Annotated in this window: 9 protein-coding genes and 1 CRISPR repeat array (1 of these 10 running past the window's edge); of the genes, 7 read left to right on the top strand and 2 right to left on the bottom strand. The window is 70.4% G+C overall.

Translation table 11 applies throughout. The features are described 5' to 3' along the window. Positions 1-1,805: a CRISPR direct-repeat array (repeat unit 28 nt; unit sequence CTGCTCCCCGCGCACGCGGGGGTGATCC); it begins 917 nt to the left of the window's first position. 721 nt (positions 1,806-2,526) lie between these two features. The 5 genes from ACSMXO_RS16575 to ACSMXO_RS16595 all read left to right on the top strand — a co-directional run bounded on the left by ACSMXO_RS16575 (position 2,527) and on the right by ACSMXO_RS16595 (position 6,692). Further along, positions 2,527-3,756 carry a helix-turn-helix transcriptional regulator gene (locus ACSMXO_RS16575; RefSeq protein ID WP_455418416.1) on the top strand — a complete coding sequence of 410 codons (1,230 nt, stop codon included), beginning with the start codon at positions 2,527-2,529 and terminating at the stop codon, positions 3,754-3,756. A 590-nt stretch (positions 3,757-4,346) separates the two neighbouring features. Next, on the top strand, positions 4,347-5,576 hold the full coding sequence (locus tag ACSMXO_RS16580; RefSeq protein WP_455418417.1) for a helix-turn-helix domain-containing protein: 1,230 nt from the start codon (positions 4,347-4,349) through the stop codon (positions 5,574-5,576). Between the two features lie 248 nt (positions 5,577-5,824). Further along, on the top strand, positions 5,825-6,049 hold the full coding sequence (locus ACSMXO_RS16585) for a hypothetical protein (protein ID WP_455418418.1): 225 nt from the start codon (positions 5,825-5,827) through the stop codon (positions 6,047-6,049). After that, positions 6,043-6,297 carry a hypothetical protein gene (locus tag ACSMXO_RS16590; RefSeq protein WP_455418419.1) on the top strand — a complete coding sequence of 85 codons (255 nt, stop codon included), beginning with the start codon at positions 6,043-6,045 and terminating at the stop codon, positions 6,295-6,297. The genes ACSMXO_RS16585 and ACSMXO_RS16590 overlap by 7 nt, the downstream gene beginning before the upstream one ends. Then, the gene (locus ACSMXO_RS16595) at positions 6,294-6,692 is read left to right on the top strand and encodes a hypothetical protein (protein WP_455418420.1); all 399 of its coding nucleotides are present in this window, start codon (positions 6,294-6,296) and stop codon (positions 6,690-6,692) included. The genes ACSMXO_RS16590 and ACSMXO_RS16595 overlap by 4 nt, the downstream gene beginning before the upstream one ends. 40 nt (positions 6,693-6,732) lie before the next feature. Here ACSMXO_RS16595 and ACSMXO_RS16600 read toward each other — a convergent pair whose 3' ends face one another. Then, positions 6,733-8,832: an HsdM family class I SAM-dependent methyltransferase gene (locus ACSMXO_RS16600; RefSeq protein ID WP_455418421.1), complete on the bottom strand. Its 2,100-nt coding sequence runs from the start codon at positions 8,830-8,832 to the stop codon at positions 6,733-6,735. A gap of 95 nt (positions 8,833-8,927) precedes the next feature. Here ACSMXO_RS16600 and ACSMXO_RS16605 point away from each other — a divergent pair, with 95 nt between their 5' ends. Then, complete coding sequence (locus tag ACSMXO_RS16605) at positions 8,928-9,122, top strand: hypothetical protein (RefSeq protein ID WP_455418422.1); 195 nt, start codon at positions 8,928-8,930, stop codon at positions 9,120-9,122. Positions 9,123-9,296: 174 nt separating this feature from the next. Next, complete coding sequence (locus tag ACSMXO_RS16610) at positions 9,297-9,878, top strand: hypothetical protein (protein ID WP_455418423.1); 582 nt, start codon at positions 9,297-9,299, stop codon at positions 9,876-9,878. Here the strand turns inward: ACSMXO_RS16610 and ACSMXO_RS16615 are convergent. Then, the gene (locus ACSMXO_RS16615) at positions 9,817-11,112 is read right to left on the bottom strand and encodes a protein kinase domain-containing protein (RefSeq protein ID WP_455418424.1); all 1,296 of its coding nucleotides are present in this window, start codon (positions 11,110-11,112) and stop codon (positions 9,817-9,819) included. The two genes, ACSMXO_RS16610 and ACSMXO_RS16615, sit on opposite strands and share 62 nt — an antisense overlap. Positions 11,113-11,347 lie beyond the last annotated feature (235 nt).

Consider the following 11,347-nt stretch of genomic DNA (forward strand, 5'->3'; position numbering starts at 1 on the left):
CATCGGCTGCTCCCCGCGCACGCGGGGGTGATCCTGCAATCCCTGTACCGGGAGTTGGACCGGCCCACCAACCTGCTCCCCGCGCACGCGGGGGTGATCCCGCGGCACTCGGCGTCGAGTCCGGCCCGCTCACCTGCTCCCCGCGCACGCGGGGGTGATCCCCAGCGCTCCAGGTCGTCGCGGGTGACCTCGCCCTGCTCCCCGCGCACGCGGGGGTGATCCGCTCAGGACGTCGCACGCGACGCCGACTTTCGCCTGCTCCCCGCGCACGCGGGGGTGATCCGGAGGGATCGCGTATGCGATTGCTGTCCGCACATCTGCTCCCCGCGCACGCGGGGGTGATCCCCCGTCGGGCAGGATCGTGGATCCGGAGCCCCGCTGCTCCCCGCGCACTCGGGGGTGATCCTGGGTACGCGTACTTATTTGATTGGCGTGACTACTGCTCCCCGCGCACGCGGGGGTGATCCCGTTGCGGTCGGGCTTCCGGGTGCAGGCGTTAACTGCTCCCCGCGCACGCGGGGGTGATCCCCCCACCCCCAACCCGCGCCCGCTGTTCGAGCTCTGCTCCCCGCGCACGCGGGGGTGATCCCTGAAGGCCGTGGCCCTGCACGGTGGCAGCCTCCTGCTCCCCGCGCACGCGGGGGTGATCCGTACGGGATCGCGATCCACAACACGGCGAACGACTGCTCCCCGCGCACGCGGGGGTGATCCGCAGGTGGACCGGATCGACCGCTACTTCCTCGACTGCTCCCCGCGCACGCGGGGGTGATCCCGTAGTAGCCGAGCTTGCCGCCGGCCGGAACCTCTGCTCCCCGCGCACGCGGGGGTGATCCTCCGTGGCCGTAGCCGGCCATGGCCATCGGAGTCTGCTCCCCGCGCACGCGGGGGTGATCCCCGCGCGCCGGCTACCGCCATGGCGAGGTGCTGCTGCTCCCCGCGCACGCGGGGGTGATCCCAGGAACTCGACGCGGTCTCCCGGGTACGGCCGCTGCTCCCCGCGCACGCGGGGGTGATCCCTACGACGAGCTGGGGCACACCGCCATCTCCCCCTGCTCCCCGCGCACGCGGGGGTGATCCTCGGTCTCGTGCCCGGACTGACTGAACAGGTCCCTGCTCCCCGCGCACGCGGGGGTGATCCACGGGCAACCGAGATCGTGGCGGCGTACACCGGCTGCTCCCCGCGCACGCGGGGGTGATCCCCGCGACGATATCGACGCGCGGCTCGACCACGTCTCCCCGCGCACGCGGGGGTGATCCGCAGGACCTCGCGTAGGTGGCCACAGAGATCCCCTGCTCCCCGCGCACGCGGGGGTGATCCGTGGGCCGACAACAGCCCGAACCCGGAGGTGATCTGCTCCCCGCGCACGCGGGGGTGATCCGCGGCGATCCGCTCTTGGCGGTCGGCGAGGATCCTGCTCCCCGCGCACGCGGGGTGATCCCCGGCGGCCGGTGAACCTCGCTCAGCGCGTATACTGCTCCCCGCGCACGCGGGGGTGATCCCTGGCGGTGTGCTCCTTGACCACCCGGATCCGGCTGCTCCCCGCGCACGCGGGGATGATCCCGGACGGACCAGGCTGTGGCGAATGAACGACTACTGCTCCCCGCGCATGCGGGGATGATCCTCGATCGGTTGAGACAGACGGGAAGCGTGATGACTGCTCCCCGCGCATGCGGGGATGATCCCCAGCGTGACCCGGCAGCTAGCGACGACCCATCCTGCTCCCCGCGCACGCGGGGATGATTCCTTGGCCGCGATCATTGCGGCGCGATTCCCGGCTGCTCCCCGCGTACGCGGGGATGATCCGCAGATCAAGGTGTGGGACCTGCCCCGGGCCGCCTGCTCCCGCGCACGCGGGGATGATCCCGATCAGGGCGGCGTCCTCACGGCGGATCAGCACTGCTCCCCGCGCACGCGGGAGTGATCCGCGGGGGCGGACGGGCCGGTCGGAGAACAGGGCCTGCTCCCCGCGTACCCGGGGGTGATCCGGACACGATGGACAGCGGCGTGGACTGATGGATCTGCTCCCCGCGTACGCGGGGGTGAACCAAGATGGCGACGAGCGCCGTTGGTACACCTGTCTGCTCCCCACACACGCGGGGTGATCCTGAGGTGATGATGTGGGCAAACGCAGCCATCGCCTGCTTCCCGCATGCGGGGATGATCCACGTTGGGGCGCCGCTCCGGTAGTCATCCACTCCCCGCTCCCCGTCCGGGGGCGATCCACTGTGGCCGCCGCCAGCAGCGGACGGCGCGCCTGTGCTGAGCTGGACGCCGTCACCGCGACGTGGTCGAGGTGCGCGCTCGGCACAAGGACGGGCATCAAGGATGGGACGATGGCGGAGGATGCCGAGTGGCTGGCTGCGGCCCTGCCGGAGGCGGCCAGGTTGCCAGCCACGATGTCCGCCCCGTGCCGGCGTGGGCGCGACAGTGATTCTTGGCAGTACCAGCGGTGTACCGTCCAAGGTGGGTGGGCGCCGGAGTAGTGGATGGCGCCCCGCCGCCCAGACCGCTAGCTGGGAGACGCGATGCAGACCACTATCGGCGAGCACCTCGCCCGGATCCGCCGCCGGGCCGAGCTGACCCAGGAGCAACTGGCTGAGGCGTCCAGCGTCTCCGTCGAGACCATCCGCGCCCTGGAACAGGGCAAGCGGGCGTCTGCCCGGATGGCGACCCTGGCTCGGCTGGCTCGGGCGCTGGGCGTACCCACGTCGGCTCTGCTTGGCAGTGCCGCGCGGGCTGCCGCGCTCCGTGAGCCGGGTGCCCGTCCGCTGGGTTTGGTCGAGATCCGGCGGGCGCTTACTCCGGTACGAGGGCTGGATGGGCAGCCGGTCGATGACCAGGCCGAGCGCCGGCCGCCGTCCGCTGCCGGACTGCTGGCATCCATCCGGGAGACCGGCCGGCTCTACCACGCCAACGACTACGCCGCGATGCTCACTGTGCTGCCCGGTCTGCTCGGCGAGGCTGGCGCGCTCGTCGCCAGCACGGACGGCGAGGCGCAGGCCGAGGCGTACGGGCTGCATGCTTACGCCCACGGGCTGGCGGGTCGGCTGATGATGCAGCTCCGTCAGAGCGACCTCGCGCATGTTGCGCTCGCTGCGGCCGTTGACTCTGCCGCGCAGTCCGGCGACCGGGTGATCGGGGCGACGGTGGTCCGTTCCCTGTGCCGTTTACTGCTGCGGCAAGGGCGTGTCGTCGAGGCCGAGCGGCTGGCGGTCCGGACGGCCGACGCGGTCGAGCCCCGCATGTCCCGAGCGCGGCCGGAGGAGTTGGCGGTCTGGGGCGATCTGCTGGTCAGCGCCGCTGCGGCGGCTGTCCGGGACAACCGGGACGACGATGCCCGTGAGCAACTTGATCTGGCGGAATCGGCGGCAGTTCGGCTTCGCGGCCGGCACCACGATTTGCTCAACGTCGCCTGCACGGACCTGTCGGTGGCGTCGGTGGCGATGATGCGGGTCGAGGTGGCGGCGGTCGCCGGCCAGCCGGATCGGGCCCTGTCCCTGTCGACCGGAATGCAGCCGTCCCCGATTGTCGCGCCGTCGTCGTACCAGCGGCACCGGCTCGACGTGGCGTCGGCGTACGTGCAGACCGGCCGGTACGGTGACGCGACCGACGTGCTGGTGGACCTGCGGGACCGTGCGCCGGCGTGGCTGCGGCATCAGCGGTACGCCCGCGACATCGTGACCGACCTGGCGGTGGCTCGGCGTCGGGCGATGACGAAGGAGTTGGCAGAGCTGGCCGATCTGGTCGGTTGCTGATAGTGGAACCGGTGGCGATTATCGCGGACTGCTCCCCGCGCACGCGGGGGTGATCCGGTGGTCCACTCCTCGGGGGTGTAGAACTGTGTCTGCTCCCCGCGCACGTGGGGGTGATCCCGAGACGCAGCGCGTGCGTGACCGGCACTGCGACTGCTCCCCGCGCACGCGGGGGTGATCCCAGTTCCAGGCTCTTGGCGCGAAGACCGCGCACCTGCTCCCCGCGTACGCGGGGGTGATCCTGAACAGGCCACCGGCTACTCCTTCCCCTCGGCCTGCTCCCCGCGCACGCGGGAGTGATCCCGAATCCACCATCCGCTGTTGGATTGGGCGCGCGGATGCCGCACCCGTACCGGCGATAGGCATTTGGATACAGCCCGGGCCCGTGGTCCCGGCCGGTCGTGCTGCTCGGAAGGCTCCACTCCGTGCACGCGTGGATGCGAATCAGCCTTTCGGCTCTCGAGAGGTTCCCGGACGCGACGCCCGCCCCACGCGTGGGCGCGACAGCAATCCCACCGGTGTACCGTCCAACGTGGTGGGCGCCGGAGTAGTGGATGGCGCCCCGCCGCCCAGACCGCTAGCTGGGAGACGCGATGCAGACCACTATCGGCGAGCACCTCGCCCGGATCCGCCGCCGGGCCGAGTTGACCCAGGAGCAACTGGCTGAGGCGTCCAGCGTCTCCGTCGAGACCATCCGCGCCCTGGAACAGGGCAAGCGGGCGTCTGCCCGGATGGCGACCCTGGCTCGGCTGGCCCGGGCGCTGGGCGTACCCACGTCGGCTCTGCTTGGCAGTGCCGCGCGGGCTGCCGCGCTCCGCGAGCCGGGTGCCCGTCCGCTGGGTTTGGTCGAGATCCGGCGGGCGCTTACTCCGGTACGAGGGCTGGATGGGCAGCCGGTCGATGACCAGGCCGAGCGTCGGCCGCCGTCCGCTGCCGGACTGCTGGCATCGATTCGGGAGACCGGCCGGCTCTACCACGCCAACGACTACGCCGCGGCACTGACCGCGATGCCCGCCCTACTGGCCGAGGCGCGGGCGCTGGTCACCGCGACCGACGGCGACGCGCAGGCCGAGGCGTATGGGCTGCATGCCCACGCCCACCAGCTTGCCGGCCGGCTGATGATCCAGCTTCGCCAGAGCGACCTTGCGCATGTCGCGCTCATCGCCGCTGTCGACTCCGCTACCCAGTCCGGCGAGCCAGTGATTGGCGCGACCGCGATCCGATCGCTGTGCTGGTTGCTGGTTCGGCAGGCTCGGGTGGTGGAGGCTGAACGGCTCGCAGTCCGGACCGCCGACGCGGTCGAGCCTCGGCTGTCCCGGGCCCAGCCGGCGGAGTTGGCCGTGTGGGGCGACCTGCTGGTTCGGGCGGCTTCTGCGGCGGCCCGCGACAACCGGGACGACGACAGCGCGGAGATGCTCGACCTCGCCGAAGCGGCTGCGGTGCGGCTCGGCGGCCGGCGACACGAGCTGGTCGACCTTGCAGGCACCGAGTTGTCGGTGACAACAGTGGCGATGATGCGTGTGGAGACCGCAGTACTCGCCGGGGACGCCGGCCGGGCATTAAGACTGGCCGCCGAGGTGGAGCCATCGGCGTCGGTGACGCCGTCGTCGTACCAGAGGCACCGGCTCGACGTGGCGTCGGCGTACGTGCAGACCGGTCAGTACGGTGACGCGACCGACGTGCTGGTGGACCTGCGGGACCGTGCGCCGGCGTGGCTGCGGCACCAGCGGTACGCCCGCGACATCGTGACCGACCTGGCGGCGGCTCGGCGTCGGGCGATGACGAAGGAGTTGGCAGAGCTGGCCGATCTGGTCGGTTGCTGATACCGGTACGTCTCGTACTACTCGCCGCGCCGCTTTGTCCTTCTGGTACGCCACCAACCTTCACCCTACGTAGTCGTGGGTGCACCCTCAGGGCAGGGACGCTGACCGTGTTGTACGGCCATCCGGTGTCCCGGCCGGTCGGGCCAGCCATCCCCCGTGGGTGGCCCGACCGGCGTCCGCCATCCGCCCATCTGAGCGGCGCTCCGTGACCTGTGCTCCGGGACGTCGTGGCGCGTAGGGAGCCCGCCGTGGACCAGGAACAGATCCAGGAACAGATCCGGGAGCAGATCCAGGAACAGACCCAGCAGCAGATCGACGAGCAGATCGCGGCCCAGCATCTCGCCGGCGAGCGGTGCGAGGAGTGCGCGCCCCGGGGTGGCTGTATGCGGATGCTGGCCGTGTGGCGCCGACGTGAGGCCCGAGCCGACCTCGCTGCGGCTTTCGCCGTGCGGACCGAGGTGACGGGGTGGTGATCCGCATGGTGCGGCGTTGGCTGGCCGTTGAGTGGCCGGTGCCGGTGGAGTGCGCGTTCGCTCGGCTCGTCCTCGGCACGCACGCGTTGCGGGAGTGCGGCTGGTGTGGGCCGGACGGCTGCCCGCTCTGGTCGTGGGCGGTCGAGGCGCACCGGCGGGAGCACGCGGTGCGGGTGCTGCTGGGCGGGACGCTGCCGGCGGCGGTGACGGCCGGAGATGTCCGCGCGGCGCTGGACCGGCTGTCGTGAACGGGCCGGAGGGTGCGCCGGGGCTGGCGGTCGACTGGGCGTGGGCGTCGATCGTCGCGCATGCCCAGGGGGAGCACTGTGGTGGCTGTCGGGACAGGTGGTGTCCCACGGTCGAGTGGGCCTTGTGGCTGGTGATCACGGATCGGCTGGTGTCGCCGGACCCGGAGCGACGGCGGCTCGTCACGGTGATGGCGCGGCAGGTGATGTTGGCGCACTGGCCACGGACGGTGGACGGCTGCCGGCCGTGCGGGTTGCCGGACTGTGGGCGGATCCAGTTGGCGGCGACGTGGCTCGAGGTCGTCGGAGATCCGGCGGTGCCGGACAGTGTTTCACTCCTGCGGCCGTCGGCGACACCGAGCGTGGAGGAGCTGCGCCGGATCACCGGTATGGACTGAGGTGGAGACGTGGTGGGGCGCTGCATCCGCCGGGGTGGGCTCAAGCAGGGGTTGCCGGTGCCGAAAGGCCGAGGTCGCCACCGGTGAGACCGTCGGCGATCTCGCGGGCCAGCACGGCTCCGCTTGCCGCAGCCCGTTCGAGCATGGTCCGAAACTCGACGAGCTGGCGGAAAGCTTGCCCGTACGCCCGCTGTTGATCCAACGGCATCACCGGGATGGTGAGTCGCCTGATGTCGATGCGCAGGGCGCCGTTGCCGGTGCTGGAGGCTCGACCGGCGATCCGTAGGTTGTCGGTCCGGGAGATGACACCGGCGACGAACCATGGATCGAAGCGGGCCGTGTCGACGCGTACCAGTTGAGTGCCGGGCCCGAGTTCGGCGCCGACCTGTTCCGCGGTGGCCACTCGGGCGTTGATCTTGTGGCCGACGGCGGGGACGAGGATGTCACCGGCGCACACTCGCGATTCCGGCTCGTCGTTGGTGATGCGGGTGACCGAGCCGGTGGCCGGGCCGCCGGAGAGGATGTCGGCGGCGGTCAACACGGTGGCGCTGGTCGACCGGCTACGGGAGGCGCCGCGCTGGACGGTGATGCTGCCGGATCGGATCAGGTCGGCGATGTCGGCTTGGGGGGCTTCGCGTAGTGGTGCTGTCTCCACCTCGCGTACGGCGGGCAGGCTGCGCCGCAGGTGGTCGAGAAGTTGCTCGAATTCGCCGATCCTGGCGATCGTCTGGGCCGGGCTGGCGGCGAGTTCACCGGCCCGTGGCAGGTGTCGTTGCGGTGTCACGTCGACCTGGTCGTCGAGCATCTCGATGGCGGGTACGGTGCGGTGCACACCGGGTAGTTCCGCGTAGCGATCGGTTCGGTAGGCAGCCCACGCGGTGCCGACGATCTCGGCGAGGGGCCGGCTCGCGGATGCCGTCGTGGCGTCGACTACGAGCAGTTCTCCGGAGTGTGGCTGCTGGGGATCGGGCTGGCTGAGCACCCAGACGTGCAGTCCGATTCCGGTCGGCGGCATCAGGCCGGCGGGGAGGGCGATGACCGCGCGGAGGGCCCCGTGGCGGATCAGTTCGGCGCGGACCCGGCGGCCCGCGGGACGCGATGCGGCAGACGGCGGCATGAGTACCACGGCGGTGCCGGCGGGGGCGAGGTGGGACAGGGCGTGTTGCACCCAGGCGAGTTCGGGTTCGGTACGCGGAGGTAGCCCGTAGGTCCAGCGTGGATCATAGGCGAGGCGGTCGTGACCCCAGTCGTGGATGCCGAACGGAAAGTTCGCCACGACGACGTCGGCCCGCAGCTCGGGCAGGGCGTCGCCGAGCAGGCTGTCACCGACGTGCACGACAGGTGGCTCCGCGTCGTGCCCGGCCTGTCGGGCACGCAGGTGCACGAACCATAGCCGTAGCAGGGTGATCAAGGCGTACTGCGGGTTCAGCTCCTGGGCATAGCAGCGGGTGACCCTGCCGTTGTGCAGGGCGCGGTCGGCGGCCATCCGCAGGATCGAGCCGGTGCCGCTGGTGAAGTCGAAGGTGCGGGCTCCGATGCCGGCGAGAGTGACCATCACGTCGGCGACGCTGGTCGGTGTCCCGGCGAGACCGGACAGCGAGTGTGCCGAGGTAACGTACTGGCTGTGCAGGTACTCGAAGGCCGCCTCGTCGCCCTGTTCGGCGCCGAGCTGGTCGACCGTACGTAACACCGTGCTGAGCTGCGCGTTCCACTGCTTCGGCAACACGTCTCCGACCAGCTTGCCCAGGTTGGCGTCGAGTGTGCGCAAGCGGGTGACGAGCTGTTTCGGAGTCGGCAGAGTGTCGCCGGCGGTCTCGGCCTGGCCGGCGCGGACCAGCAGGTATGCCCCGGCGATGCCGAGCACGTCGTTGATCTGCGACGCCGGCTGATAGCTCTCGATGTGTCGCCAGGCCCACTGCTCGGTGCCGGCCTGGTGCAGCCGGCCGTGTCGCCGTAGCCAGTCCACTATCTCCCGTGCGTCGAACGACGGACTTGTCGGGGTGCCGCCCACCGGTGTCGGGAAGTCTGCATACCGGCGACGCCAGTTGCTCACCGCTGCCCTGCCGACGTTGGCCAGTCGCGCGATGCCGCTGGCGGTCAGGGTGGCCTCGCTGGGGGCCATGCTCGGCTCTCTCGTCACGCGTGAACACTAGCATGAGGGAAACTCTTGTGCACATAGTTCACATCGCCTAACGTGCTTTGTGACGCCGATTCACAAGCATTCCTGGAGGGCCGATGTCACGTCGAGGACGCAGTACCACCATCGGAAAGATCGCGAAGCTCTATCAGGACCGCCGAGTGTCCGAGATGCGGATGCTCGGCGAGTTGCTGCGGCAGGAGCAGCGCGCCAAGCCCGACCGGGCGCAGGGCAGCACGCCCGACAAGGAGTTGTCGCCGTCCGACGTGCGGGAGAGCACACCAGCCCGCTGACCTCACGACAATCCATCCCCCACGATCGAAGGAGGACCATGAACACCCTTGCTCGTACCAACGTCGCCAACCATCGAGTCTCCGTGCTTCCCGCCGATCACGTACGCATCTCGTGGTGCGTGGCGCTACGGCTCCGGCCGTGCGGCCATCACGTCACCCCAGGCGTACGCGCGAGTGCGCCTTGACCCCGCCGTCGGTGCCGCCATCGCGGCGGCCTATGCGGCGGCGCCCGTCCGGGACGAGCGGGCCTTCGCCGCGTACGCCGCGTTCTGTCGAGAGACGGTGCGGCAGTACCACTTCCTGGTGGGACGGGTGGAGTTCGGCGGCCTGGGCGTCACCGTGCGGATCGTTGACGAGGACCCGTATCCGGATGTCGAGTCGATGGTGAGCGACGTACGGCAGCGCCGGCTGAAGGTCTGGGCCAGTGCGGCCAGCGGCAACCCGCATCCGTACCTCAGCGACGGCGAGAACGACATGTTCCGCGCGGTCCACGACGTCTTCGGGCACGCGGCGAGCGGGCGCGGCTTCGACCGGCACGGAGAGGAGGCGGCGTGGTTGAAGCACAGCACCATGTACTCGCGGCTCGCCGGTCGTGCCATGACGACCGAGACGCGTGGGCAGACCTGTGCCCGGATCTTCCTCTCCAGGGGAGGCGGCTTTTCAATGCAGAAGGCGGCGCTGCTGCCCCGGAGGTTCAGCGACTCCCGTCGGGCGTGGATCGAGGCGGCGGGGGTGACGCCGGCCGTCCCGACCTGAGCTGTTCGATCTCCTGGCGCAGCTCCAGCACTGCGGCATGCTCCGGCCCGTCGATCCGGATCCGGTCCTGTAACAGTTTCTGGAACTGCCGCGACGCCCGGTCGTACTCGCCGAGCGCGACGTGGGCGCGAGCGGCACGCAGTAGGAAGTCGAACACCCGAGGCTCGTCGTCCCCGTCACGTTCGGCGAGATGGGCGGCGAGCTGCCTCCAGCGGCGTGCGGCGGCTCGGAACTCGCCGGCGGCGTAGAGCTGCTCCGCATACAGGGCGCCCGGCTCCACGTCCAGTTCGGTCTGTTCGGTGGTCGCGATCGTGGGGCGAGTCTGTGGCGGTACTCGCCCCACGATCGCGGCATACATCTGCACCGCCGCCGCAGCGTCGGTGACTACTCCGGGAAGCGGCGGCAGATCGTGGCAGAACGGGACCAGCGCCGGGTAGACGTCGGCGGCATCGGATGGTCGGTCCTCGGGGCTGGTCGCCAACAGCGTGTGCACCAGGTCGTCGAGCGCCGCAGGCACATCCGGGCGCAGTTCGGCGGGGCGTGGTGGGGGATCGTCCAGCTGGTGTCGCAGCGTCGTCGTGGTGGTCACGTCGTCGAACGGCGGGCGGCCGGTGAGCAGATCGAAGAGCGTGGCGCCCAGACCGTACAGGTCGGTGCGGTGGTCGGCGGGCTTGCCGAGGACCTGTTCGGGGGCCATGTAGCCCACGGTGCCGAGGCTCTGCCCGGTCTGGGTGATCCGCGAGTAGCGGTCGTCGTCGTGCAGGACAGCCAGGCCGAAGTCGAGCACCTTCACCGCGCCGCTCTTGTCCAGCATGACGTTGCTCGGCTTGATGTCCCGGTGCACCAGGCCGAGCTGCCTAGCGGCGAGCAGGACGCCACAGATCTGCGCTCCGATGGCCGCGACCCATCCGATCGGCAGGGGTGCGTGCTCCGCGACCAGGTCGGTGAGGGTGATGCCGTCGATCCTCTGAAGTACGACGTACGGCTGGCCGCCGTGCTCGCCGAGGTCGTGGATCGCGGGTACACCGGGATGGTCGAGCCGTGCGGTCAGCAGTGCCTCGCGGCGGAACCGGCGTACCAGATCCAGGTCCAACATGGCGGCGTTGACGAACTTCACCACGACGGGTCGGTCGAGCAATGTGTCCTGTGCGGGCCAGACCTCACCCATTCCCTTGTGCGCCAACGGGAACCGGCCCAGCTTGTATCGGTCTTTGAGGCTCGTGCCGGGGACCACCGGCCCAGCATAACGGCCGACCGGGCACCGCCGGACACCTCAGGCCGGGTTCGGCGTGGCTTGTTCGGTGAACATGCGCAACGAAGAGATACTTGCAAGCGATGTTCACAAGATGTTTGAATAGGCGCCGGGCGCGAACGCCCTTCGCGGGGGCGGCCCGGTTCATGCTGCGCGATCCGTGCGGCCGAGCGTGTCCGGCTCATGACAGTTCCGCGAAGACGCCCTGATTTACGTC

This window comes from Plantactinospora sp. DSM 117369 (assembly GCF_053764795.1).